Here is a 25,183-nt window from a genome sequence, read left to right on the forward strand (position 1 = left end):
TGGCCTACCTCCTGGACGGCCTGCCCGTCGAGGTGCTGGGACGGATGCGTGCGGACCGTGTCATGCGACGGCCGACACCCTCACTCAAGGAGTACGCCCTGTCCTGTCCCCAGGGCGGGCGACCGCCGAAGCACGGCAAGGAGTTCCGCTTCGCCAGGCCCGATACCTGGGGCGAGCCGGACGCGGAGACGGTGCAGGTCACCGACCGTTACGGCACCGGGAAGGCGATGGCCTGGGACCGTATCCACCCTCGGCTCACCACCCGCAGCGCGTGGATCGACCACGACGGCGAACTCCCCATCATCGAGGGCACCCTGATCCGCCGGCCTTTGCGGAGAGCTCTCGGATGCTCCACTCGTTGGAGCAGTGCGCCTTCGCGGTGTGGGCCGACGGATGGACTCTACCGAGAGCTAGGCGTGCTGCAGTTCCCCTTTCCGCGGCCACGGGGCCGTGCTCCGGCCCGGCAGGGGGGTGCAGTGCCCAGTACGGAGCAGGTTGACAGCCGCCGGGGCCATAAGTCCGCCGAGGGCAACAGCCCCTGCCAGGCCACCGGCGGTACCAAGTACGCGGCGCCTGCTCACATCGTTCGTGAGGTGTCCTTCTTGGTACGGCGATGGATGACGGCCAGTCGTACGGAGTACGCGAGGCAGGGTGTGGCCAGGATGGGGAGGACGATCAGGGCGGGGTTCACCCAGGCCGGGACCAGGTCGTAACCCGCGTTGCACTTTTCGTGCAGTGGGTACCACCGCCTGAATTCGTGGAGGTGCGCACTGCGATACGCCGAGTCGTAGGCTTGGCCTGCGTTTTGGCATTCCTCCCCCGTGTCCAGCCCGCCGGCGAGGGCGCCGATGAGGTAGGTGATCCCAGTCCCCAGCAGGAGGATCACGGCGTTCACGGCGAACCAGAGGGGACTGCGGCGCCAATTCCCGCCGAACAGTGGGTAACACCAGAGCCCGATGAGGACAGCTACGAGGATCAAGAGGATGCTCATGAAGTAACCCTGCCCGTTCTACCTGGCCGCCGCCGCCCGCTTCGCGGCCTGCTTGCGGAAAGCGGCAAGGTTCCCCTTGTACTGGGCGGCCATACTGTTCTCCATTCCGACGAGGGCGAGTTGGCGGTCCGTGAACCCCTGGCAGAACTCGGCGAGCTTCTCCTCGCCGCCGGTCAGGATGTAGTCCCCCGGCCAGGATGGCACCCCTTTTGTGATGAACCAGAGACGGGCTCTCAGAAACGATCTTTGAACTTCGGCGGGTGTCCTCGCCGTTGAGGAGTTGGGATCCTTGACCTCCGGCCGGGTGGAGGAGGGCGCGTGAGTGTCGAGGAGTCGTGGGGCAAGATCGAACGCTGGATAGCTCAGCACGCCCCGGAAGAAGATCCGCTGCCGGCTCCTTGCACTCGCGCAGATCTGGAGCGCTTGTACGAGTCTGTCGGGGAGACAAGCCTTTCCTCGTCCCTTTCGCAGCATTGAGCGTTACGCAGCTCCTGGTCGACACCAGGACAGGCAGACTCGGCTGGTGGGACATCGAACAGTGCTTCCACTGGGAGGTGGATCCCCTTTGGAGCTCCTTCGCCAGTGCCCTGGGCTTCGTCGGGGACTTACTGGCCTCACCGCGTCCTTGGATCGCGACACTGCCGGGCGACGACGAGTGGGAAGTAACCGACAGAGACCCGGATTTCCCCGGGACGCTCGCATGGACCGAAGGCCCCGTCGACTGACCTTCAAACGGCCTGGCAGCAGACCCCGAGTACCTCGCGCCCCGGGCCCCCCCTTTGGTTGAGCGAGGCCTCGGTGCTGAAGGCTGGCGTCACAGCCTTCGAGGTCTACCTGGAGCAGGCCCTGCAGGAGGTGCTGAACGGATACCGGGTCACGATCGACGGCCAACAATGCAGTCTGCGGCTGGCCAGCAGGGGCTTCGAGTCGCCGCCCTGGGGGACGCTCGTCAAAGCCCACGCCGTGCTCAAGAGTGAGGTGGACACGGCTGACGTGAAGTGGGCCAGGGACCTGCGGCACCTCCTCACGCACCAGGACGGCGAACTGCGCACGCAGGACGCCCTGGAGAAGTTCCGGGATGCCGATGCCGAGCGGGGCCGAGAGGAGATCGACCGGGCGTACGTCGGCGGGAAAGTTCACCTGGGCGCCGAGCGCGTGGTCCGGACGCTCGACGCGCTGGCCTCTGCCGTATGTGCTGCCGATCCGGCCGTCTGGTCGCTCGTGTGGGGCTCCGGGCGTGGTGACGACTGCAGGGTCCTCGCAGAGCTTGAGCAGGCGAAGCTCATCGAGGCCGCAGCTCCCTGACGGAGCCGGAGCGGGCGGCACGAGCACGGCGGGGCCAGGCGCGTTGGCCTCCTGCCACGGCGGTCGGTCTGGCCGACGGTGCCAGCGCAGTCAGTTCGGGTGGGAGGCCAGGAAGAGGCGGGCCCGCTCGTCGAGTTCGGCGGCGCACCGAACCCCGCGGGCCCGATATGGGCGCAGGTCGGAGCGAAGGGAGCGAACCGCCTTCAAGGTGCGAGTCGACCTCACCCCGGCCATGGTGTCGACGGCCCGGCCCCAGGTGGTGCATGCCTCCTCGATGCCCTCCTGCTTGGCCTGCTGCTCGGCCTGGGCGACGAGATCGAGCGCGATGATCCGCGCGTACGTCGTGCCCGGTCGGCTCGCGGCGGCGGTCGCGTAGCTGCGGGCGGAGTTGGGGCGATCGCCGAGCGTCTCGAAGACTTTGGCCGATCGGCTGTGCACCGTGGCGGCGGGCGGTCCCCAGACCAGGGCCCAGAACGGGACGTCGTCGTCGGCTCCGGCCGCGAGCGCGGCGTGGGCGCGGTCGAGGTCGGTGAGGGCCTGCGGCCTCTGGCCGGTCTTGGCGAGGGCGTGCGCGTGGGTGATGGCGAACAGCGCCTCGACCTGGGAGGAGACCCGGCCCTTGGCGCGGTCCCAGCCGGTCTCGGCGAGCGCGAGGCAGTGCTCGGGCCGGTGCAGCTTCATGCCCTGCTGCGACATGGTCCGCATCACGAAGCCGTCCTGCCCGGTGATGCCGGACTCCCGCGCGAGTGCCAGCGACTGCAAGTAGTACCGCTGGGCGAGTCCCTGTTCCCCGGAGTCGTACGCCTTCCACCCGGCCAAGTGCGCGCCGGCGGAGGCGACGGACAATGCCTCGGCCCGTACGTCCTCGGAGACGAAGCGAGACCGGCACAGGGTGCGGACGTCGGTGATCAGGTACTGCACGAACGCGGAGCGGCCGTGCTGGCCGCCGTGCTTCTCGTCCATGTCCATGAAGAGCTTGACCATGTCGCGTACCGCGGCGACGTCGGCGCGACCGGCGACGGCACCGCCGCTGATCGTGCGGGTGCGGGCGGCGGCGGCCTGGACGGTCTCCAGGGAGAGCGTGGCAGCGGCCAGGGAGAAGGCGGAGGCGGCGAGGATCTGGCGGCGGTTCACGTCGGCGGCTCCCACGGCGGTCAGCGTCTCGATCGGGTCGAGGTCCAGCGTCAACCCGATGCTTTCATCTTCGCCGCCGGGCAGGGAACCGAGTCCGAGGTCTGCGCGGGTGACCCGGCGCCCCAGGCGCCGGGAGAGGGCCTCGGCCAGGTAGCCGGGGGTCAGTCCGGAGGGTTCCGCGCCGCCGATCCAGTGGTGCACCGCCGACCTGTTGGTCCCCAGACGCTGCCCGCTCTCCGCCGCTACGGCGCGCACCGCGCGGGCGACGCCGTCCAGGGGCAGCCCGGACTCGTCGACGAGCTGCTTGAGCTGGTGGTTCGCAGTGCGCTGGGTCATGGCGTCCCCGACCTCGTATACGCGATATACGGCCTTGCGCGCTCCGTACGGTACTCGCGAACTCCCCCGCCCAGTTCACTGGTTGGTGAAGCCCGGTGACGTTGGGTCGCCGGGGTGGGTCGAGTGGAAGGGGTTCGTGATGAAGGACCAGAGTCGCCCGTGGGAGTCCGTGTTCGCCGGTCCGGAGATCACCGCGGTGCCCAGTGACACCGCGCGCTTCGACGAGAAGCCGCAGGAGTCTTCGGACCAGGGCAGGTTCGAGGACTGACCCAGCACCGCCGCACCAGCACTACCGGGGCCCGCGCCCGGCATGCGCCGCGCGGGCCCCGTCGCATGTCCACCCGCCGTTGGAGAGGGAGTTCAGATGTTGACGATGTCGGTCAACCTGCGGACCGGAACGGGCCCGTGGCAGTGGTGTGACCAGAGGGACGGCTGCTGGACGCGGGGCGAGGACCGCATCCGGCCGCTGGCCAACCCCGCCCTGGAGGCACGGGCCGTCACGGACGGCACCCGCACCTTGATGGTCGTGCGCGAGCGGGCCGCCGACCGCGCCTCGCTGCTGCGCTCGACCGCGCCGGTACGGGTTGATGCCGCGGTGTACGCCCGCGCGCTCCAGGAGTGCCGTCAGTGGCCGCTCCAGTCCGTATGGATCGAGGCGGGCACGGACGGCGTGCGCCTGGAGACCGGCCTCGGCGGGTGTGCCCGCTCTATCTCGCCTACGACCAGAAGCAGTTGACCGGATCGTGGCAGCTGATGGACCTGCGCGAGCGGCAGGCGCCGGACCGGCTGGACGAGAAGGAGGTCATGCGACTGCTGACCGGGCACCCCCGGTACGGGCACGACACCCTCTTCACCAGCATCAAGCGGCTCTCCGAGCGGTCGAGCGCGTATGTGGACGCCGACGAACTGCGCATGGTCTACCCGGCCGCGGCCGAGCACGCTCGCACCTCCGAGCTCGCCGAGGGAACGGAGGGGCCCGCGCTGGTGAGCGCGTTCGAGGCGCTCGTCGACCACATCTACGCCCGCCGCCCCCTCACCCCCGCGCAGACCGCGGCCCATCTGTCCGGCGGGAAGGACTCCACCAACCTCGCCATCTCGCTCGCGGCCGCATATCCGGGCCTGATCACGCCGTGCGCGCTGCTCATCGGCGGCGAGGCCGGACCGCAGCAGGCCGCGCGGCGCCGCATGGTCATCGACCACACCGGCTTCGCCCCCGACATCACGGTGCCCGCCGCCGACCACCCGCCGCTCGCCCCAGGTGGGCTGCGCCGGGCCCACGCCGAGGCGATCAGCCCGCTGGACGAGCCGCACCTGGAAGCGGCCGACGCGCTCGCGCAGGCGCTGATGGCGCGCGGCATCACGACGGTGGTGGCTGGGTTCGGCGGCGACGAAGTCGCCCGCGTACGACGGCCCGACGGCGGGCCTGTCCGTACACCCGAGGCGCCCACCTGGTGCGGCGAGAGAGTCCGCGACCTGCTCGGGGAGGTGAACACCGGGATCTCCCCGGCCACGGTGGCGCCGGAGACCGCGCTGGTCGCCCTGGAGGTCGCGACCCCGCTGCTGGCCCGCCGGGGCCTGTGGGCGATCACCCCGTTCACGGATCCTGAGCTGGTGCGATTCGGGCAGCGCCTCCCCTTGGACTGGAAGCGGGACAAGCGGCTGCTGACGGAACGCTTCGTCGCCCGCGGCCTCCCGGACGCCGTAGTGCACCCGGTGATGCGGGAGAATTTCGGGCACTTGATGAACCGGGCCGTGCACGAGTACAGCAGCGGCCTGCTCCGCAGCTGGGGCAAGGACCTGCACCTGGTCGAGCAGGGATTCCTCGATGCGGCCGTGCTCTCGGAGACCGTCGAGCGGGCGGCCCTCGACCCCGACGAGGCGGCCCCGTACCGCACCGGGCTGTTCCTGATCACCGCCGTCGAACTGGCCCTGCGGGCCCTGTAGACGGCTCGTCCACCACGCGGGCGACTTCGGCTCAAATGGCCCCGGTCGCCCCTGCGTACGCAGCAGGATGGGGCGGGTGACGCAGTCCTCGCCCACCCCGAAAACCTCCGGTTCCCCGCAGCAGGTCGGCTACCGGACCGACCCGCATTTCGAAGACATCGCGAACGCCTCCTGGTGGCAGATGGCCGCCCGGCTCCCTGGTACGCTCGCCGCGGCCGCGCGGCTCGGGTGGGCTGCCGACCGGCCCGCGATGCTCTGGCTCGCCGCCTGTCAGCTGGTCGTCGCCGTCTCCTCGGCCGTCGCGCTCGGCGCACTGCCCGGGGCGATGAAACACCTGTTCACCGGCGGCCCGGTCGCCGACCGGGTGTCCGCGGCGACCGGCTCGTTGATCGTGGTCGCGGTCGCCACCGGGGTACGGGCCGCCGCGGACGCGCTCGCCGTGTACGCCTCCGCCCGGCTCGCTCCGGAGGTCGCCACCGAGGCGGACCTCCAGATCATCGCCGCCACCCCCGAGGTCGAGCTGGAGGCGTACGACCGGCCCGGGTTCACCGACCGCCTGCAGGCTGCCGGCAAGGGCGCGGAAGCGACCGGGAACCTGATCGGTGACGCCCAGGCGATGGTCTCCGCGCTCGCCCAGCTCATCGCCGCCGCCTCCGTGCTGACGGTGCTGCACCCCCTTCTTCTCCCCCTTCTGCTGCTGGCCGTCGTGCCCAAGGGGGCCGCGGCCATCGCCTCGGCGCGTATCCAGCACCGCGCGGACTACCAGAACATCTCGGACAACCACCTGCGCTACCTGCTCCGCTACTACTCCACCGACCGCCGCACCGCCGCCGAGGTCCGCGCCACGACCATGGCCGGCTTCCTGACGAACTGGTACCGCAAGATCACGGACCGGATCAAGGCCACCCACCGCGCGGCCGCACCGCGCGTCCTGCGCGTCACCCTCCTCGGCGCGGCCATCAGCGGGCTGATGCTCGCCGCGACCTGGGCCGTCCTCGGCTGGCTCGCCGCCACCGGGCGGATGGACCTGGCCATCGCCGCCACCGCGGTCATCGCCGTACGTACCTCGACCGGCGCCCTGACCTCCATGGTCATGGCCGCGGCGCGGCTGTTCCGCACGAGCTTGTACCTGGAGGACTGGCAGGTCTTCTTGCGCCGGGCAATGGCCCTGCGCGCCGTACGCGGCACCACCCAGATCGAGGCCGCCGGGCCCGCCGAGATCCGCGCCGAGAACGTCACCTACACCTACCCCGGCGCCGAGACACCGGCGGTCGACGGCGTCAGCCTCACTCTGCGCCGCGGCGAACTCATCGCCCTCGTCGGCGAGAACGGCAGCGGCAAGACCACCCTGTCCGCCCTGTTCACCGGCCTGCGCACCGCGACCAGCGGCACGGTGACCTGGGACGGCATCGACCTCGCCGAGGCCGACCCGCACAGCGTGTGGGCCCGGGTCGGCCTGGTGCCGCAGGACTACACGCGCTGGCCCATGGACCTGCGCGCCAACATCCACCTCGGCCAGCCCCGCGCCGAAGACGACACCCTCCTCCTCGAAGCCGCCCGCTCGGCCGGCGCCGACAGCGTCATCGCCAAGTCGCCGTACGGCCTCGACACCCTGGTCGCCAGCTCGAACTGGGGCGGCACCGACCTGTCCGGCGGGCAGTGGCAGCGCATCGCGGTCGCCCGCGCCTTCTACAGGGACGCGACCATGCTGATGCTGGACGAGCCGACCAGTGCCATGGATCCGCGCGCCGAGCACCTTGTGATCAGCCGGTTCAAGAAGCTCGCCGCAGGCAAGGCCGCGCTCTTCGTGACCCACAACCTGGACAACGCGCGCATCGCGGACCGCGTCATCGTGCTGGCCTGCGGCCGTGTTGCCGAGTCCGGGACGTTCGAGGAACTCCTCGACTCGGGCGGGGTGCTGGCCGAGCTCTACAAACTCTCCCAGGACCGGTGAGCACCCGCCGCGGCTACCATCCTGCGGCCAGCGCACCGGGCTTGATCACATCAGTCCCGTAGCGCCGACGGGCGCGATCCTGAACCTCCTCGATGAGCAGGCGTTTGTCGACGCTCTGATCGAAGCTCAGCTGGCGGGATGCACCCTCGGCGGGCCCAAGGCCCTCGCATCGCATCGTGATCCCGCGCACGCGCGCTCGCTGCAGGCCGAGAGCCGCGTAGAGGCTGTAGGCCACGTCCGCCAGGGCCGTGGTGTGGTGCGTGGCTTCCGGCAAGGTCCGGCTGCGGGTAGTCGTCGTTCCGTCCGCGTACCGGACGGTGATCGCTACGACGTCGGCCACCTGCGAGCCGGCCCGCAGGCGCGTGCCGAGCTGCCCGGCAAGAGCCAGCAGAGCTCGGTGGTGCTGGACCGGATCGAGCTCGTCGTGGTCGAAGCGGTGCTCGGCGCTCGCTGAACACGCCACTGGCTCCGTGACGACGGAGCGGTCGTCATGTCCGTGCGCGCGTTCGTGAAGGGTGCGGCTGGTGGCGGCGCCGAGCAGGCGCTGTAGAGCCAGGGGCGGAGCGTCCGCCAGGTCGCCGATGGTGTGCAGACCGTGCCGGGCGAGCGTCTTGGCCGTGGCCGGGCCAACGCCGAGCAGCGAGCCGACCGGGCGCGCTCGCAGGAACGCTCGGACGGAGGCCGGGTCGTGGCTGATGACAGTCATCTGGCCGGGCGGGGTGACGGCGGCCGCCATGGTGGCGAGCATCCGGTTGGGCGCCGCGGCAAGCGTCGTCTCGATCCCGAAGAGAGCGGCAACTCTGAGCCGCAGCAGATCCCCCAGCCTGCGGGCATCGCGGTCCCAAAAACGCAACGCTCCGGTGACATCCAGGTCGGCGCCGTCCGGCGGCAGCGCCATCACGCGGGGCGTGAGGTCCTCCAGGAGCGCCAGCACCTCGCCGTACGTATCGGGGGCATGTCCGGAGAGGAAGAAGTGCACATGGAGGATCTGCCGCTGCCTGGTCATCGTGGTCACCCCGCGCTTCCCGGACTCGTGTAGCCCAGGGCTTTCAGGTCCGCGGAGCGGGTGCCCGCGGGCTGGAGATCCGCGTACGGGTGGAGCCGGGCCCTTGCCGTGCCGTTGGCCAGCGTCCGCTGCGGCGCCTGGGCGGGGGTCGGCTGCGGCGTGCTGCGCCCGAGGATGCGCAGCGCGGCCTCGGGGCCCAGGTCGCGGCGGGCGGCGGCGAGTTCGTCGAGATCCCAGACCATCGCGCCGACCACCGTGCGTCGCGGGCCGCGGCGTTGCACGGTGCCGCGCACCAGCAGAAGGCCGGCGTGGAAGACGGTGTGCGCGCACTGCTCGTGCGCATCCTCGAAGAACGCGACGTCGACGAGTCCGGACCCGTCCTCGAGGCTGACGAAGATCACGCGGCGGCCCGACGCCAGAGGTGGGGTCTGCGTGGAGGCGCGGACGCCGGCGACGAGAACCTGCTGCCCGGCATGCAGTGCCTGCAGGTGGGCAGCGTCGGTGGCACCGATCTCGCGCAGCAGCCGGTGGTGATGCTCCATGAGGTGCCGCGAGACGTCGATCTGCAGGACGTTGAGTTCCGCGCCGAGCGCCTCGCGGGCGGTCATCTCCGGCAGGCCGCTCGGCTCGGCGGCCGCCATGGCACCGTCCAGGGCGAGTTGGCCGTCGTCCGGGCGGGCACGGGTGGCGCGATGCAGCTCGGCCGTCTGCAAGAGCAGGTCACGGCGGGTGAGCGTGCCGCGCACCGTGTCCAGGGCGCCGATCTCCACGAGCCGCTCGGCGGTCGGCCGCGCGGGCCGGGCCCGCTCCCAGAGGTCTTGGAGTGAGGCGTACGGCTGCCCGGCGACGATCCGCTGCACCTGCGCCTCGTCGATGCCCTTGACCAGGGACAAGGACAGACGAACGCCCAGCCGTCCGTCGTCGAGCTGCTCCACCTGGTGGGCGGCCTTGGAGCGGCTGATGTCGACGGGCAGCACCGGCACGTTGTGGCGGCGGGCATCGGCGACGATGACCCGGCGGGGCCACATCCCCGGGTCATGCTCCAGCAGACCCGAATAAAGGGCGGCCGGGTGGTGCGCTTTCAACCAGGCGCTCTGCAGGGCCGGCACGGCAAATGCGACGGCGTGCGCCCGGCAGAATCCGTACGCCCCGAACGCCTCGACGATCTCCCACGTCCGGTCGAGCGAGGCCGCCTCGTAGCCCTGTTCGGCAGCCTTGACGTAGAACCAGGCGCGCACCCGCGGCAGGCGCTCCTTGTTACCCAGGGCGCGGCGGGCCACTTCGGCCATCGCCCGGTCGCAGCCGGTGAGGGTGGCGAAGATGTCGATGATCTGCTCGTGCCAGATGACCACGCCGTACGTATCGGCGAGCACCGCCTCCAGGTCCGGATGCGGATACTCGGGGGCCGCTCCGTGCCTGGCCGCAATGAAACGTTCCGGCATTTTCGAAGACACGGGTCCGGGCCTGAACAGCGAGATGTCGGCGATGACGTCCTGTGGGCTGCGCGGCTCCAGTCTTCCCACGAGGTCCTGCTGACCTGGACTTTCGAGCTGGAACAGGCCGATCGTGTCGCTGTTTTGAATGAGCTTGAAGGCCCAGAAGTCATCCAGCGGAACCTGTCGGCTGTCGTCGAGGTCGATCTCTTGACCGGTGGTGTCCTTGATCTGGTCGACGGCGTACGCCATGGCCGACTGCATGCGCACGCCGAGCACGTCCAGCTTCAGGAGGCCGAGGTCCTCTATGTCCTCTTTGTCGGCTTGCAGCATGGGGTACTGACCGCCGGGTGTGGGTTGCACCGGCAGCCGGTCCAGCAGGGTCACATCGGACAGGATCACGCCGCAGGGGTGCATCGCGTAGCCGCGCACGAGTCCGTCCAGTCCCTCGGCGAGCTCGAACAGCGGCCCGAACTCCTCTCTCCGTGCGGCGAGTTGGCGCAGCTCGGGCAGTTCGGTGAGCGCGGCAGAGATGTCGCAGGCCCGGATGTGAGGAAACGATTTTGCAATGAGGTCGGCCGTCTGTGGGGCGATGCCGAGCGCAAGTGAGGTATCGCGCAGCGCGTGCCGTGCCCGGTAGGTCTCGGGCATACCGGTCACCGCGACCCGCTCAGGGCCGAAGCGTTCGAAGATCTTGTCGTAGACCTCGAGGCGGCGTGCGGACTCCACATCCAGGTCGATATCCGGCAATGAGGTGCGCCGCTCGCTCAGGAAGCGTTCGAACAGCAGTCGGTGCTCCAGAGGATTTGCTGTGGCGACGAACAGCGCGTGGTTGACCATGGATCCGGCGCCCGACCCGCGGGCGGCGACCCGCACCCCCATCGCCCGCACATCCGCCACGACCTGTGCGACCGCAAGGAAGTAGCTCTCGTAACCGAGCCGGCCGATCACGTCCAGTTCGTAGTCCATCTGGCGCACTGCAGCCGCGTCCTGGTCCAGGCCGCGGGCGTGCATGCCCGCCTCGCAGCGCTGGCGCAGCAGCCGCATCGCCCCGCCCCGCGCCCTGGTAGCGCCGACGACGTGCGGCTCGGGGAAGTGGCGCTTGCCCACCCCCAGCTCGGCCGGGGTCAGCGTGCAGGACTCCGCGACGGCTTCGGTCTCGGCCAGGAGCGCCGCTGCGCGGGCAGGGCCGTGCCCGGCAGCCTCAGCGGTACGGGCGGCGGCTTCCTCCATTCCGGCGGGTCCCTTGAGCCAGCGCTCGCCGCCATCCAGTGCCCGCCGGTCGACCGGGCGCAGGAGGCGGGCCGCGTCCAGCACGTCCGCGAGACGGTGTTGCGCGGGATCGGCGTAGCGCACCGCGTTGGACATCACGACCGGCACCCCGAGCTCGTCACCGAGCTGAAGGGTGCGTGCGGCCAGCCGCAGCGAGCCCGCGCCGGTCCCGGTGCCTCCCAGATGCACCGCTTCCAGTCGCAGTCCCGCACCCGCGGCGGCCCGCCAGGGAGCAAGGAGCTGTTCGGCCACGTCGGGGCGGCCTGACATCAGGGCAGCCACCGGCTCTGAGGCCGGGCCGAGAAGCACCAGCAGGCCCTCCCCCAGGTGCTCCTCCAGCACCGGCCAGGCCGCCATCAGCGCCCCGTTGACGGATTGCGCGTGGGCGGCCGAGACGATCCGGCACAGCCGGGCCCACCCGCCAGGGTCCTGCGCCAGCAGCGTGATCCTCCACGGCGCCTCGGCGACGTGCGCGCCACCGCGCACCGGAGTCCGCGTGCTCCCCGCACTGCGGCTCGGCCCCGCTACAGGAGCCACGCCCAGGTCCACGCCGAAGAGTGGGCGCACCCCAGATGCCGCGGCGGCTTTGGCGAAGCGGACAGTGCCGGCCACCGTGTCCCGATCGGTCAGGGCAAGGGCCGAGACATCCCGTTCTGCGGCCCGCCGCACCAGGAGACCGGGCAGAGCGGCGCCGTAACGGGCGGAGTAGCCGGATGAAGTATGCAGGTGGATTGCTCCCACCACGCGCCTCCCATCACACCCCGGAACCGTTCAAGCCATGTGGCCTGTTCTGGTCGAGAATATATCGAACATAAATCGAACAGAGCGAGTCCTGCTCGCTCAGCATCTGCGTGCGCCCGATCTGTGACTTTTCGTGACCGATGACATTTGGTCGAGCTGTGGGGCTGGCACCGCGCCTTGGCCGCCTCCCACGAGACCGGCAGGCTGGGGTGACGCTCGCTCCACTGGCCATGCCCGCCGGGGGGCGCATCCGGCTCGGCACGCGGTGGCTCCATGACCGTGCACACGCGCAACGGAATCTCCGCCGACCGCCCGGCTCCCCCGGACTCTGCCGCCGCTCGCGCCGATCACACTCGCCATGGTCGCTGCCTGTCACCCTGCTTCTGCGCACCCTGCCGGTGCGCCAGGGCAGGCAGTCTGACCGCGGTCCTGCACAGCCGGCCCGCCAGGGTGCTCACCATCCGGCCGTCGCGCTGCTGCTGTCCGCGGACGATCTCGCCCTGCTCTACGACACGCCCCTGTACAACGCGTCCATCAGCCACCCGGCGGGACACTGGCTGCTGCACGCCCACTCCCTGCTGCCCGGGGTGCCTGTTCGCCCACGCCATCGCGGCCCGACCCGGCCCGGGAGCGAGCCCCCGGCTGGCCTGCCTCGCCGTCACCACCGTCGCGCACTCGGTGGTCTCCCACCTGATGTACGGCGGCTTCTGGACCGACAGCCACGCCCCTCCGCCGACCAGGTCCAAGGCGGCGCGGAGATCATGTACTAAGGCACTGACATCGCCGAACTGCTCCTCGCCGCCGACCTGGTAGCCGCCTGGCGCCCCACCCCCGCGGCCGCCGCCGGATCACCGCCAGTAATGTCCCCTCGTATGGACAACGTTGAACTGAGCGACGCCATAGCGGACTTCGCGAGTCTCCTCGCTCGCGTTGAGGAGACCGGCGAGCGGGTGTGTGTCATCGACGGCGGCGAGCCGACGAGTGTGCTTCTTCCCGCGGCGGAACTCGCCGAGCTGGAACACTTCGCCCAACGGGTCCACGGCGCGCGACACCGGCCCAGGTCCAGATCGGGGCAGGGGCATCCGTTCGGCCCGGACCCGCAGGGCCCGTACATCCGGTACGTGCACGCTGACGGGGGGCGGATGACTTTCGTGCGGGACCGGGTGGTCGTGGCCGAACTGAGGTCCGTGGCGGAGCTCGCCTGGCTGGAGGACAGGGCGCGCACGGCCCGCCAGAGCTACATGCCCCCGAAGCAGGCGGCCGCGTTCGAGGAGTTCCTCGCCCGCCAGGACCCGGTGGGCGACGGCGTGGCATGGATCGCCGACAGTTGGCGCAACCAAGAGCCCTTCACGGAACTCGTGTTCATCAAGGGACCGACCGCCGAGGACGTCGCCCGCGCCTACGGGGCCGACGCGCAGGACATCGCCGACGGACTGCTGCTCCACCAGGTCGGGGAGCGGGACACGCGGGAGGGCACGGACGACCTCACCCGCGTGCTGGCCTTCGGGGAGGAGAACGGCTGGACGTGGCTGGGCTACCACGACTTCGACCATACCTTCTCCCGCTCCCTCGACCCGCCTCCCGAGCAGCAGATCACGCTCAGCGCGACCATGGCCAAGGCCATCTACACCTTCGACTACTTCAAGGAGGGGGTGTACCAGAACCCCTTCCCGATCGAGGACGGCGCCGAAGACCGACGGGACATGTACGAGCTCATCTGGTACACCCCGGGGGAGGCGCCGTTCGCCCCGGAAGCGCCGCTGTCCTTCCTCAACCTGCACCTGCGCATCGCGGAGAAGGCAGGCAACTGGACGGACAACATCGCGCTGTTCTTCGAAGGCCTGGAACGGGCCTTCGGCCTCGCCCTGCCCAGGAACGCGATCACCTCCGGGAACGTGCGCTGCGCCCGTCCGGCCCGCCGCTGAACCAGGGGCGGGCCCGGGCAGCGGCGAGGAATCGGCTGCTGCCTGCGATGAGCTGCAGGCCAGGCGGGTGAGGATGCCGGTGGGCGGGTCGGCGGCGGCCAGGCGTACGAGATCCTCGTCTCTGCTCAGGGCGAGCGGGGCGAAGGGCGGCGGTCGGTCCGCTGGCATCTGGCTGCAGTTCCTGGTGTAGCAGGTGGGCGGCGCGGTATGCGGTGGCGGCGGCCAGGAACTCCAGCGCGGCCACATCCTTCCCGTCGGGAAGGTCATCACCACACCCGAACGAAACTAGGTATGGGGAGTTCGACGGCGGGTGGCGGACCGGGAAGTGGTGGCAGGCCCTCGCGGGCTGCGGCGAAGGCCTCCCGTGCGGGCACTGGATGGTCCACCGTGGATCAAGCAGGCTGGTGCCTCAGGGATAACCGGGTGCCGTTACTCGTTCGTTACCTTCCGTTCCGGCCTGCGGATGCTTCGCGTGGAGACAGAATTGCCGAACTGGTCCGGCGCCGCGAAGAGGCTGCCGCAGCGTGGCGCGCGAAGGCTCGGATGGAGTTTATGCGGTAGTGCGGGGTGGTCGGGCGAGCCGATGCAGAGTGTGGCACGGCATCCCGCGTCCAGACAGCGCGTAGCGCTGGATCGGGGACGCTGAGCCTGAGCGTGATGGGCAAGGTCAGGACCGCGCGGTCCGGGACGCCAGATACCGGTTGAAGGCTTCGTGGCTGTCGGGGGTGAAGCGCCACTCCAGCAGAGCCGAGCAGCTCCGGCTCGGTCAGCCAGCCATGCCAGGCGACCTCATCGGGATCGGGGACCACGGCGTCCGGCAGCACGGCTTCGTGCACGCCGAGCCAGTGAGGGCTCAAGCCGCTGCGGTTGATGAACGTGAACAGCAGGCGTGGCAGCGCACGGATGCCCAGCTCTTCGGCCAGCTCTCTCGTGGCGGCCTGTTCATAGGACTCGCCGGCATTTGCGGCGCCACCGACCTCGACCTCATAGAGCCCGGGGAAGCGCGATACCTGCTCCGAGCGTCGGTGGACGAGGATCCGTCCACGCTCATCACGACCTGCGAGGGTGGAAGACCATACGGTTACCAGGATCTATGCACGTCCGGCGCCCGCTCTGCGGCGGTACGTCGGCTCGTATGTCGGTTTCGATCTTCGTGGGTTCCCGGCGGCGCTGCACTGCGGCCCGCCGGGCCGCGTGCTCACTGCGGTGATCAGTCTATCCGGCCCTTTGAAGGTGGCGGCGGGCGTCGACGACGGGTCACCGGTCACCCGATTCGGCAGCGTGGCCGGCGGCCTGATGCGCCGGGCCGTCGCGATCCACCACGACGGACGCCAGGAAGGCGTGCAGGTGTCGCTGACACCGCTCGGGGCCCGGGCCGTCTACGGCATGCCCGCCGCTGATCTCGCCCACCGACTGGTCCCACTCGACGAGCTTCTCGGAGCGCTCGGCGTCGAGCTGGTCGACCGGCTCCGCGCGGCGACGACATGGGCCGCGCGGTTCGCCGTGCTGGACGAGCTGCTCCTGCGAGCCGTCGGCCGCGGCGCCGGCGGCGACCCCGTGTCCCGGGTGCGCCCCGAGGTAGCCGAGGCCTGGCGCCGCCTCTTGGCCGCGCGGGGCCGCGTCCAGGTTGGGGAGGTCGCCGCAGAACTGGGCTGGAGCCGTCGGTACCTCACCGAGCGGTTTCGCGGTGAGGTGGGCCTGTCGCCGAAGACCTTCGCCCGGGTTCTGCGCTTCGAGCACGCGCACGAACTGGCCACCATGCACGCCCCGCTTCCGTGGGCCGATGTGGCGGCCGTCTCCGGCTACGCCGACCAGGCCCATCTCGTTCGGGATTGGAGCGAGTTCACGGGCCGATCGCCGACAGCATGGCGTCGCGGCGAAGTCCTGCTCGGGACTGGGTAGTCGCCGACCGGCCGCCCATCGCGTCGGCTTCCGTTCCCTTTTCTTCAAGACCACCCTATTGCTGTCCTGTGACGATCGTCGGCATGAGACTCGTCAATCACGAACCCAACGCCATCGACCTGCGGACCACCCCCGTGCACCTCGCGCTGGGGTCGAGAGCGAAACCCGTCGAGGGCTTCGCCTGGGACCCGGAGGTGCTCCATGCCTACAGCGCCGCGGTCGCGGCGGACGGTGCCGAGGGCCGGATGGTGACGATCTTCGACGGCGACGGCCTCGGCGACCATTGGGAGAGCCACCCCGCAGGCGACGAACTGGTCGTCTGCCTCAGCGGGTCGGTGACGGTCACCCGCGATGTGGACGGAGTGCCCGACCGGGTTGTGCTCGGGCCGGGCGAGGCCACCGTCAACCCGGCCGGGACATGGCACGCGGTCGACATGGCGGGACCGGCGTCCATCCTGACCATCACCGCTGGCCTCGGCACCGAGCACCGTCCCCGGACCGAAGCCCGCCTGCCCGAGCGCGCCGGCACGTCCGGCCCGCGAACACCGTGACGACCCGTGTCGCGTGCCTCGGCGACAGCCTCACCCGCGCGCAACTGAGCGTCGACTACCTGGACCTTCTCGAACGACGTCGACCTCCCGGCGACGTACGGCTCGCCCGCTTCGGCGTCAACGGCGACTTCGCCCACAACCTCTCACGGCGCCTCGATGCCGTCGTCGCGGACGAACCCGACGTGATCACCGTGCTGATCGGGACCAACGACGCCCGAGCGAGCCTCGCCAGCTACCCCGTCGAGCGGGCCATGAAGCGCAAACAACTCCCCGAGCGCCCGTCGGCCGGCTGGTTCCAGCAGTGCCTGGGAGCCGTCGTCGAACGGCTGCGAACGCAGACCGACGCGACGATCGCTCTGCTGTCCCTCCCGGTCCTCGGCCAACAACTCGACGGAGCCGCGGCACGGGCATCACAGGCGTACAGCCGCATGATCGCCGAGGTCGCCACCACCAACAAGGCGACCTACCTCCCGCTCCACGAACGCCAGACCGAGGAACTAAGCCAGGCGGACCCGCCGCCGATCCCCTACCGGGACCCGACGCCCGCAGCGAGCGTCAGCGTCCTGGTCCGGCGCGCCTTGCTGCGCCGCAGCCTCGACACGATCTCGCGGCGCCGGGGTCTCGTGCTCACGACCGACCACATCCATCAGAACAGCCGCGGCGCCGCCCTTGTCGCCGAGGTCATTGACACCTGGCTCCCGACCGGGAGCGCGTAGCCGGTTCCGGCGGCCCCCTTCCTGCGTAACGCTCTCGGCTACCACGACAAAACCACCACCCGCCGGCTCAACGAGACCGGCGGGACCCGGAGCCGATACGCCGTTAGGGGATCACACACGGTCACCGGCAGGTTGGGTTTCTCGGGGAACTGGCGACAGTTGATTACGAGAGTCCGCCAGTACCGAGGCCGGATGACCACAGTTGTCGGCCTGTCGCGCTCAGGTGTGCCGGGACGCGGTAGTTGGAACCGCGAGGTCGTGATGGCCTGTGGTTTATCCCGCGCGGGACACGCATGTTGGAAGCAAATGGTCACGCTTCTTGCAACCTTCGGTGAATCGTCATCCTTGTTGGAACCAGTTCCGGGCAACCAGCACCCTCGGCCCGTGGAGGAGGGAAATCCCTGGGGGCCTGCGACGGGGTGGATCATGATGTGGTGATGAGTGCTGAAATGGATCCGGTCGAACACGGGGACCGGTGGGTCCTGAGTCTTCGAGGCCTGAGTGTTGTGAAGATCAGTATCGACTTTCGACTGACTCTCGACCTGGAGGAAGAGTGGGAGATCGTGCTGGAAGCACCAGCTCAGCTCTCGACAGGGTCACTGCGCGCCAATCCCGGCCTGCCTTTGACGCCGGAGGCCCAGGACGTGGCTGCGGCTCTTCCACTGTTCGGAGCGAAGGTCCTGTCAGCGGTTGCGTTCAAGTCCGGTGGACTGCGGATGGTGTTCAACAGTGGCGTGCATCTGAACTGTTCGGCCGACGCATCGTTCGAAGCCTGGCAGATCACAGGACCAGGAGGATGGCGCTTCGTATCGTTGCCCGGCGGAGAACTCGGCGTCTGGTCCGGCTCCAGAACGAATGAGAACCCGCAAGATCAGGCGAAGCACTGAGAATCTGCCACCGGCGCCGCGGCGGGACGACTGGTTCCAACAAGCGAGACCAGGTTCCAACTAGCGCGTCCCGGCTCATCAGGTTCAACCGTCCACAACACCGTCGGTGACAACCAGCCTGCCTATGTGACAACCATCGCGCTTCGGCTCACCACCCGGGAGGCCTTCGCCGCGTGGCGGCGGCTCCTGCTGGCATACGGCGACATCCCGCCCGGCCAGGCGTCGGAGGCCATGCGTGTTCCTCCCGCCCCGCAGGTCTGGGCGAGGATCCCCTCCTGGGAATGGCACCGGGCGGGCGTCGATGGCAAGCGGTCCTCGGCGATCGTGCGTGCCTGCCGTCATGCACCGCGGCTGGAGGAAGCCGTGCACATGGATCTGCCGGGGGCGATGCGGCGCCTGCAGCTCGTCGAGGGATTGGGCCGTGGACCGCGGCGGAAGTCCTGCAGCGTTCCAACGGCGCCGCTGATGCCCTCACCACCGGTGACCTGAACCTGCCCGGCCGTGTCGGCTACGCGCTCACCGGGCGCCGTGGCGTGGGCGACGCTGAGATGCTGCATCTGCTTGCCCCGTACGCGGGTCAGCGGCACCGGGCCGCACGGCTGATCCTGCTGAGCGGACGGGCCCCCGCCCGGCGCGCACCGCGCGCGGCTCTCAGCCGCATCGAACGCCTGTGAGAGGCGCACGAGTGGTCGAGCAAGGGCCGCGCAGCGCTGCGCTCAGTCTCACCATCCAAGGGTGTGGGCTCATCGGCGCGGACGTCCGCCGGCGAGCCCTCCCCCTCCCCTTGCTGCCTGCTGGAGCGACAGCTACAGCAGGCGTTTGAGCAGGACGAAGGCGCCCCGATCACTCCGGTGCCGATGCCGTAGCAGGCGCCGTACAGCACGTGCATCGGTGCGGCGCGCCCGCACCGCCTGCTCCGCGGCCTGGCGGGCGCCTGTCTCATCGGCGAAGCGGTCTGGCAGGGCTTGGGAGTGTTCACCGGCGTCTCCTTGGGTGGCGGGTGGTCAGTGGCCGGAGGCGAACTGCTGTAGCTGGGCGACGAGTTGCTGGTCGGGCCGGGCGACGATGACCGAGTTGTTCGGGGTGCGGGCGGCCAGGCGGTCGACCTCGCTTTCCAGGCGGCCGGAGGGTGCCTGGGCGCGGGAGCCGGAGCCATGGCCGCGTACGTAACGGGCGAGGATTTCCAGGGCCTCGAGGAACGCGGCGTCGGGTGGGGCGGTGTCGGCCATGGAGTGGGTGAGCTGGTGGTACCAGTGCCTGGCTCTGCGGGTTTCGCCGAGCGCGAGGTGGTGCAGGTGCAGGGTGTAGGCCGCGGCGCGGCTGCCGGCGCCGGCGGCAAGCTGCCACCAGAACTGGGCTGATTCCGGGTGCCCGGTCAGATACAGCAGGCAGCCGAAGATCAGGGTGCCGTCGACGTCCATCTGTTCTTCGGTGAGCGGTCCGCCGTCGGGGCCTTCGGCGATCTTGTCGACGTGTTCGGGTGCGCCCGGCTCGTTGAGGACCCAGCAGCAGACTACGTTCAGGCGCTGGGATGCTTGTGTGGCCCGGGCGATGGCGAGGGTGGGGGTCTTCTGGGAGGCGTCGGCGGCCAGGCGGCGCAGGCCGGCGGCGATGTCGAAGCTTTTGGGGTCGGAGAGGGGGATGCGTGCGTTGGTGAGCAGGGTCTCGAGGGTGGCGGTCACTGCTCTCCCTTCCTCTTGCGGTCCTGGGGAATCTGGAGTTTGGTGCGCAGACGTTCCTTGGCACGGCGGATGTGGTGGTCGACGGTGCGGTCGTCGATGCCCATGTACCAGGCGACCTTGACAGTGGGGTAGCCCAGGATGAAGCGCAGCACGATGACTTCGAACTGCCGCCCTTGCAGTTCGCCGATCGCTTCGTACAGGCCTGAGCTGGACTCCATGGCCTGGATGCGGTCCCGGGTAGCGGCCAGGGCCTGGGTGATAGGCCCGTTGACGATGAACGCGGGCAGCCGCCCCTCCAGCTCCAGGCGGTCGTGCACAGCCCGGCGCACTATGGCCCAGGCGCCCTGTTCGAGGTTGCCGGTGCTCAGCAGGTCCGTCCAGCCCGCCAGGATCTCCAGGAAGACCTTGTGTATGACCTCTTCAGCAGCCGCACGGGTGCCGAAGTGGGCTTCCGCGTAGCCGTGGAAGGCCTCCTGGTGCCCGAGGTAGAACGCCTCGAAGTCGATGGGAAGGTCCAGCGGGCTGTACATCGACTGCGACATCCCGGCCCCCTCCTCCCAGGCTGGGCCGTCCTGTGGAGCGTCGTCGCTCACATGCGCCTCCTGCAGGCGTGGATCATCGGCGGATTCCTCTCGGGCAGGGGTACGGGCTTGACGCCAAGGGGCAGGCGTCGAGGGCCGGTTGGCCTGCCACCCACCTAAGTGATTTGCCGCCCCGTTCACGCACTGCCCCGGAAGGAAAATCACCCAACGTTTGCGACCCGGCACTTTCCGCCATCACGTGGCGGGTCAGAGGGCCACTGCGCTCTTCCTCTGACCTGCCGGAATGCGGCAGGTAGCGGAGGGCAGCTACTCCCGCGCGCCCAGCAGTGTTCTGCGTCACACCACCGTCGTTCAACCCGCGTACGCCCGGCGCGGCCGGCGCTCGCCCGTGTGCGCGCGCCGCCTCACGAACCCTCACGCCGAGAGGCCGGGCGGCTCGAACTCCGCCATGAGGCGTCCGGGCCCGCGGGGTAGCAAAGAATCGTGCTGTGGCAGGTGGCTTTGGCGGGCAGCACGGTGGGATGCCGGTCCTGATGTGGGACGGCATCAAAAATTCCTCTACCTCGGACGTGTGGTCAGTTGGAGTGGTTCCGCCTTGCGCCCAGACTGTATAAACGAAGGGCGTCTCTGCTCAGGATTTGGTTGCGTGCAGAGGCTCTCCGGCCGTGCGGCTCCGGGACCGCTGGTGCAACTCGATGCGGCCTGCAGGGGCCCATCCAACCGTTCTTATTGTTCGCTGCGTTCTTATTGTTCGTTGCAGAATGCGATCTGAACTATCGGCTGAGAACGGCGCTCAATGATGCTACGGAACTGGTAGGTCTGGCTGCGCGTTGCCTTGACAGATTTCTGAGGGGAGAACCTTGTCGGACTTGAGCTTCCCGCCGACGCGGGCGGTCGGACGCGGGGCGGCCTGGTACCGCGGGGACTGTCATGTCCACTCGGTTCACTCGGACGGGGAACTCACGCCTGAGGAGTTGGCCGTTCGTGCACCTGCTGCCGGGCTCGACTTCATGGCGACCACGGAGCACAACTCCGCTGCGGGATCCGGTGTGTGGGGTCACCTGGCTGCCGATGACTTCCTGATCATTCTCGGTGAGGAAGTGACTACGCAGACCGGGCATTGGCTCGCGCTCGGCATCAAGCCCGGCGAGGTCATCGACTGGCACCACCAGGTCAGGGACGGGTTGATCGATCAGTGCCTGGACCAGGTCCATCGAGTCGGAGGGCTGTGCGTGGCCGCGCACCCGCACGCACCCTACCCGTCGGGCGACTTCATGTTCCCCCTCCGGGGCTTCGACGTGGTGGAGATCTGGAACGGATTGTGGACTTCGGACCGACCTTGGAACGCCGACAACGAGGCCGCCTTGGCGGAATGGGGGCGCAGCCTCGCAGCGGACATTCAGACGGGGGCGTGGCGGCCGGCGATGGGCAACAGCGACACCCACTTGGCAGGGCAGGTGGGCATCCCTCATACCGTGGTCTTCGCCGAGGAGCTGAGCACCGAGGCGATCCTGGCGGGAATCCGTGCCGGCCGCAGTTGGATCGCGGAGTCGGCGGACGTGGACGTGACGTTCACTGCCCATGCTGGGGGTCACGCTGCCGGGGTGGGCGAAGAGCTAGCAACGTCTGGTGGGCAGGTCGAAGTGCGGGCAGCAGTGCGGGGTGTGCCGGTGGGGACTGTCAGCTTCCACACCGATGGAGGAAAGGTTCACCGGGCGTCTCTCCCGGGCGCCGGGGCAGGTGTGGCGCAGTGGGCCACGACGGCGGAGGAGTCCATGTTCATCCGCGTCGAGGTCCGCCATCCCAATGGGGACGTCGCTGCCCTCACCAATCCGATCATCCTCGTCTGACCACTCGTTTCACCCAACAGTGCGCAGACGACGGAGGCAGATGAGGCCGCAGGCCAGTTCAAGCAGGCCCTGATGGAGGTCGGCGCGTCGCCCTGAGCGGTGGGCCACACCACGTCGGGCAATCATCGGTCTGATGCCGCGCTTCCACAGCAGGCGGCGAACGACGACGCAAGCCTATGTGATGACAGTCCACCGCCACCTTCGCCTCACCGCCCAGCCCTCGTCCCGCTCGTAGCAGGCAGTCTTGCAGATGGCATAACAGCCCCGGTGCCACCGGCAGGACTGCAGGACGGCAGGATATTAAGGCTCGCTGGCCTTGGGGGCAGCCCGCAGGATTATTTTCGGCCTCCCCTCTCACATTCCGCTGTCTGCCACCGTGACGTGCGGGCAGGATGGCAGATGAGGTAGCAGAACCGGCGAGAAGAAGGGCACGTGATGTTCGCTCATTCCGACCGTGTACCGTCCGGGCCCGGGCTGGCGGATGGAAGCATCACGCCGGCCCCGTGGGGACTGCGGCGTATGGCTCCGTATCCGGCGTTTGCACCCGGCTACGGCCGTGCCGAGCTGGATCCCGTCACCCAGACCACGAACTACTTCGACGCAACCGGGAAACCGATGATGATGCCGGGCCACGGCACGAGCACGGGTACCAACCCGGCCACCAACACCGGTAATCCATCCGATGGTGCAGGTGGCGGCGGCGCGGGCGGCGGGGACCAGGACCAGGGAAACGACAACGACCAGTGACGCATCCGGGGCCGGTGCTGGTCGTGACCAACCTCGACGATCCCACGACCGACCTTGTGATCAATGAGCTGCACCACCGGGAGATCCCGGTCGTACGGTTCGACTCCGGCGACTTCCCCGCCACCTTGTCGCTCGCGGCCACCCTCACCAGCGAAGGCCTCACGGGAACGCTGACGACGCCTTCACGTACCGCCGACCTGGGAAGTGTGCGCTCCCTGTACTACCGTCGCCCCTCCGGATTCATTTTTCCCCACCTGGACGAGCAGACCGCCCGCTTCGCTGCCACCCAGGCCCGCTACGGCCTGGGCGGAGTGATCGCCTCCCTGCCGGGCTGCCTGTACGTGAACCACCCGCACCGCATCGGCGACGCCGAGTTCAAGCCGTCCGGGCTCGCCGCAGCCGCATCGGCCGGGTTCCTCGTGCCGTCCACTTTGCTGACCAGCGATGCGGACGCCGTCCGTGCCTTCATCAAGGCAGGCGGGCCCGTCATCTACAAGCCGTTGTCGGCGCCGCTGTACCGGGACGATGACGGCGTCTCGTGCACGGTGAAGGTGGCCGACGTGGCCCCCGAGGAGATCGACGAAGCGGTGTCGGGAACGGTCCACCTGTTCCAGCAGCGCGTCGACAAGATCTGCGACATGCGCGTGACCGCCATCGGGGACCGCGTGTTCGCCGTGCGCATCGACTCCGATCTGCTGGACTGGCGGACCGACTACAGCCGCCTCACCGACACCGTCGTAGACCCGCCGCCCGACATCACTGCCGCTCTGTACCGCTACTTGCAGCATTTCGGGCTGGTCTTCGGCTGCTTCGACTTCGCCGTGGACCGCGAGGGCCGGTGGGTCTTCCTGGAGTGCAATCCCTCGGGACAGTGGGCCTGGCTCGAGGCGGAAACCGGCTTGCCGATGGTCGCGGCCATGGCCGACCTGCTGGAGAGGAAGACTGCGACATGAGCGAGGACAAGGCGCTCCGCCTGGCCCTGGCCGGGAAGATCGCTGCCGGCTCGCCGTGGCGGGGCGCTGTCGAAATTGTGCCGCGGCACGAGTTCCTGCGCGGCGGCTACTTCGAGCGCATCAACGGACCAGGAGCGACCGCGTGGAGCCCGGTGATGCCAGAGGATCCTCCCTGGCTCGCACGCTGCTACGACGACGACTCCCTGGTCACGCAGATCGCCGGGACGATCGTGCCGGCGGATATCCGCGGGGAGATCCTGCGGTCCCCCACCTCGTCCAGCACCATGCCAGGTCTCGTCGTGCGGATGCTCGACGACCTGCACGTCGCTGACGGGCACAGGGTGCTGGAGATCGGAACCGGGACCGGCTACTCCACCGCGCTCCTCTGTCACCTTCTCGGCGATGACCTGGTGACGTCCGTCGAGGTCGACGCAGACGTAGCAAGCACGGCCCGCACCGCGCTGGGACGAGTCGGCTTCCACCCGCACCTGGTGACGGGCGACGGCCTGACAGGCCACGCGGACGGCGCCCCGTACGACCGCACCATCGCCACCTGCGGCGTCACCACCGTGCCCTACGCATGGGTCGGCCGCTCCTCGGCGGCGGAATCTCGTTCATGATCGCGCGGCCACAGCTCCCGCCGCCGCTCGGCACCCTCCCCGACATGGACGCCGGGGACGAGCGGCCCGCGGTCTTCGCCGCCGATGTGCTGGACGACTGGACGACGCGGTTCGTCGCTCAGATCGCCGCGCCGGGCGCCCAGCGCTTCATCCTGCATCGCAAGGGGCGCGCCGAACACGTCCTTTTGGACGCCACCTCCGGGTCATGGGCCGCGCTCACACAAGACGACGACACCTGGACCGTCCGGCAAGGCGGCGGGGAGCGGCTGTGGGACGCGGTAGAAGAGCACGTGGCTGTCTGGCGATCGGGCGGCGCCCCAGGCCTGGAACGCTTCGAGGTCACCGTCACACCACTAGGCCAGACCATCTCCTGGTCGATGTAGGCGAAGCGGGTGAGCCACCAGGCACGCACATCGTGAACAGTGAACAGCAGGCTTCGGTGCCTTCGGCACGCTGCACGGCCGCTGCTGGGGCGAGAGCGGCCGCATCCCCCGCGACGGCGCAGGTGTTTCTCTTCTCATTGGCCAGCGGCACGACCAGCTTCGGCATCAGTACTGTGGCAGGGCTGGGGCACGGGTCCTACGGAGGATCTCGGAGGCCAGGTTCTACGACGTTGTGGGCATCACCGGCTGAATGACGGCTCGCCTGCTCGACTACATCCGGCGGGTCTGGCGGACCGGACCAACAGCGTG

23 protein-coding genes and 3 pseudogenes are annotated in these 25,183 nt (G+C 69.4%); 18 read left to right on the plus strand and 8 right to left on the minus strand.

Annotation, left to right across the window (positions count from 1 at the left end; translation table 11 throughout):
* Positions 1-371: pseudogene (locus IG78_RS47100) on the plus strand (transposase); the annotation flags it as partial.
* 206 nt (positions 372-577) lie between these two features.
* Here the strand turns inward: IG78_RS47100 and IG78_RS0139465 are convergent.
* Positions 578-991 (minus strand): hypothetical protein, encoded by a 414-nt coding sequence (locus tag IG78_RS0139465; RefSeq protein ID WP_030574062.1) that lies wholly within the window; start codon positions 989-991, stop codon positions 578-580.
* 18 nt (positions 992-1,009) lie between these two features.
* On the minus strand, positions 1,010-1,195 hold the full coding sequence (locus tag IG78_RS0139470) for a hypothetical protein (protein ID WP_030574065.1): 186 nt from the start codon (positions 1,193-1,195) through the stop codon (positions 1,010-1,012).
* Between the two features lie 594 nt (positions 1,196-1,789).
* Between IG78_RS0139470 and IG78_RS0139480 the strand changes: the two genes are divergently transcribed.
* Complete coding sequence (locus IG78_RS0139480; protein ID WP_030574071.1) at positions 1,790-2,296, plus strand: hypothetical protein; 507 nt, start codon at positions 1,790-1,792, stop codon at positions 2,294-2,296.
* A gap of 90 nt (positions 2,297-2,386) precedes the next feature.
* Here the strand turns inward: IG78_RS0139480 and IG78_RS0139485 are convergent, their stop codons facing one another.
* Positions 2,387-3,766 carry an NsdA family TPR-like regulatory protein gene (locus IG78_RS0139485; RefSeq protein WP_030574074.1) on the minus strand — a complete coding sequence of 460 codons (1,380 nt, stop codon included), beginning with the start codon at positions 3,764-3,766 and terminating at the stop codon, positions 2,387-2,389.
* 139 nt (positions 3,767-3,905) lie between these two features.
* On the opposite strand from IG78_RS0139485, the gene IG78_RS52330 reads away from it, so the two are divergent.
* The 4 genes from IG78_RS52330 (at position 3,906) to IG78_RS0139505 (ending at position 7,664) form a co-directional block, all read left to right on the plus strand.
* Positions 3,906-4,034, plus strand: coding sequence for a hypothetical protein (locus IG78_RS52330; RefSeq protein ID WP_263972758.1), 129 nt, complete (start codon positions 3,906-3,908; stop codon positions 4,032-4,034).
* Positions 4,035-4,130: 96 nt separating this feature from the next.
* A complete protein-coding gene (locus IG78_RS0139495) occupies positions 4,131-4,502 on the plus strand; it encodes a hypothetical protein (RefSeq protein ID WP_030574078.1) in 372 nt (123 codons plus the stop codon).
* Entirely contained in the window at positions 4,463-5,710 is a 1,248-nt protein-coding gene (locus IG78_RS0139500) for an asparagine synthase-related protein (RefSeq protein ID WP_030574082.1), read from the plus strand. Before IG78_RS0139495 ends, IG78_RS0139500 begins: the two co-directional genes overlap by 40 nt.
* A gap of 67 nt (positions 5,711-5,777) precedes the next feature.
* Positions 5,778-7,664, plus strand: a complete 1,887-nt coding sequence (locus IG78_RS0139505) for an ABC transporter ATP-binding protein (RefSeq protein WP_225882411.1) — start codon at positions 5,778-5,780, stop codon at positions 7,662-7,664.
* Between the two features lie 13 nt (positions 7,665-7,677).
* Here IG78_RS0139505 and IG78_RS0139510 read toward each other — a convergent pair whose 3' ends face one another.
* Both IG78_RS0139510 and IG78_RS0139515 read right to left on the minus strand, forming a co-directional pair.
* The gene (locus tag IG78_RS0139510; protein ID WP_030574086.1) at positions 7,678-8,670 is read right to left on the minus strand and encodes a DNA polymerase Y family protein; all 993 of its coding nucleotides are present in this window, start codon (positions 8,668-8,670) and stop codon (positions 7,678-7,680) included.
* Positions 8,671-8,675: 5 nt separating this feature from the next.
* Entirely contained in the window at positions 8,676-12,119 is a 3,444-nt protein-coding gene (locus IG78_RS0139515) for a DNA polymerase III subunit alpha (RefSeq protein ID WP_030574088.1), read from the minus strand.
* 227 nt (positions 12,120-12,346) lie between these two features.
* On the opposite strand from IG78_RS0139515, the gene IG78_RS52940 reads away from it, so the two are divergent.
* Entirely contained in the window at positions 12,347-12,886 is a 540-nt protein-coding gene (locus tag IG78_RS52940; RefSeq protein WP_225882413.1) for a cytochrome c oxidase assembly protein, read from the plus strand.
* Positions 12,887-12,988: 102 nt separating this feature from the next.
* On the plus strand, positions 12,989-14,041 hold the full coding sequence (locus tag IG78_RS0139525) for a type II toxin-antitoxin system Phd/YefM family antitoxin (protein WP_030574093.1): 1,053 nt from the start codon (positions 12,989-12,991) through the stop codon (positions 14,039-14,041).
* 667 nt (positions 14,042-14,708) lie between these two features.
* Here the strand turns inward: IG78_RS0139525 and IG78_RS47110 are convergent.
* Positions 14,709-15,096: pseudogene (locus tag IG78_RS47110) on the minus strand (NUDIX domain-containing protein); the annotation flags it as partial.
* Between the two features lie 10 nt (positions 15,097-15,106).
* On the opposite strand from IG78_RS47110, the gene IG78_RS0139530 reads away from it, so the two are divergent.
* The 5 genes and pseudogenes from IG78_RS0139530 to IG78_RS49850 all read left to right on the plus strand — a co-directional run.
* Positions 15,107-15,943, plus strand: a complete 837-nt coding sequence (locus IG78_RS0139530; protein ID WP_030574096.1) for a helix-turn-helix domain-containing protein — start codon at positions 15,107-15,109, stop codon at positions 15,941-15,943.
* Positions 15,944-16,026: 83 nt separating this feature from the next.
* Entirely contained in the window at positions 16,027-16,494 is a 468-nt protein-coding gene (locus IG78_RS0139535) for a cupin domain-containing protein (RefSeq protein ID WP_037687584.1), read from the plus strand.
* Positions 16,491-17,210: an SGNH/GDSL hydrolase family protein gene (locus IG78_RS0139540; protein ID WP_030574101.1), complete on the plus strand. Its 720-nt coding sequence runs from the start codon at positions 16,491-16,493 to the stop codon at positions 17,208-17,210. The genes IG78_RS0139535 and IG78_RS0139540 overlap by 4 nt, the downstream gene beginning before the upstream one ends.
* A gap of 437 nt (positions 17,211-17,647) precedes the next feature.
* Entirely contained in the window at positions 17,648-18,097 is a 450-nt protein-coding gene (locus tag IG78_RS49845; protein ID WP_157856032.1) for a DUF6188 family protein, read from the plus strand.
* Positions 18,098-18,241: 144 nt separating this feature from the next.
* Positions 18,242-18,771 (plus strand): annotated as a pseudogene (locus tag IG78_RS49850) (DNA-3-methyladenine glycosylase family protein); the annotation flags it as partial.
* A gap of 330 nt (positions 18,772-19,101) precedes the next feature.
* Here IG78_RS49850 and IG78_RS0139550 read toward each other — a convergent pair.
* Positions 19,102-19,779, minus strand: coding sequence for a hypothetical protein (locus IG78_RS0139550; protein ID WP_030574104.1), 678 nt, complete (start codon positions 19,777-19,779; stop codon positions 19,102-19,104).
* On the minus strand, positions 19,776-20,372 hold the full coding sequence (locus IG78_RS0139555; protein WP_030574106.1) for an RNA polymerase sigma factor: 597 nt from the start codon (positions 20,370-20,372) through the stop codon (positions 19,776-19,778). The genes IG78_RS0139550 and IG78_RS0139555 overlap by 4 nt, the downstream gene beginning before the upstream one ends.
* A gap of 818 nt (positions 20,373-21,190) precedes the next feature.
* Between IG78_RS0139555 and IG78_RS0139560 the strand changes: the two genes are divergently transcribed.
* The 5 genes from IG78_RS0139560 (at position 21,191) to IG78_RS51985 (ending at position 24,874) form a co-directional block, all read left to right on the plus strand.
* Positions 21,191-22,171, plus strand: a complete 981-nt coding sequence (locus tag IG78_RS0139560) for a CehA/McbA family metallohydrolase (protein ID WP_078965945.1) — start codon at positions 21,191-21,193, stop codon at positions 22,169-22,171.
* A gap of 435 nt (positions 22,172-22,606) precedes the next feature.
* Positions 22,607-22,918: a putative ATP-grasp-modified RiPP gene (tgmA, locus tag IG78_RS0139565; RefSeq protein ID WP_030574112.1), complete on the plus strand. Its 312-nt coding sequence runs from the start codon at positions 22,607-22,609 to the stop codon at positions 22,916-22,918.
* Entirely contained in the window at positions 22,915-23,871 is a 957-nt protein-coding gene (tgmB, locus tag IG78_RS0139570) for an ATP-grasp ribosomal peptide maturase (protein WP_030574114.1), read from the plus strand. The genes tgmA and tgmB overlap by 4 nt, the downstream gene beginning before the upstream one ends.
* Complete coding sequence (locus IG78_RS51980) at positions 23,868-24,491, plus strand: methyltransferase domain-containing protein (protein ID WP_249926162.1); 624 nt, start codon at positions 23,868-23,870, stop codon at positions 24,489-24,491. Before tgmB ends, IG78_RS51980 begins: the two co-directional genes overlap by 4 nt.
* Positions 24,488-24,874: a methyltransferase domain-containing protein gene (locus tag IG78_RS51985; protein ID WP_249926163.1), complete on the plus strand. Its 387-nt coding sequence runs from the start codon at positions 24,488-24,490 to the stop codon at positions 24,872-24,874. The genes IG78_RS51980 and IG78_RS51985 overlap by 4 nt, the downstream gene beginning before the upstream one ends.
* Positions 24,875-25,183: the final 309 nt, after the last annotated feature.

Origin of the sequence: Streptomyces aureocirculatus (genome assembly GCF_000720475.1) — a bacterium.
GTDB lineage: Bacteria > Actinomycetota > Actinomycetes > Streptomycetales > Streptomycetaceae > Streptomyces > Streptomyces aureocirculatus.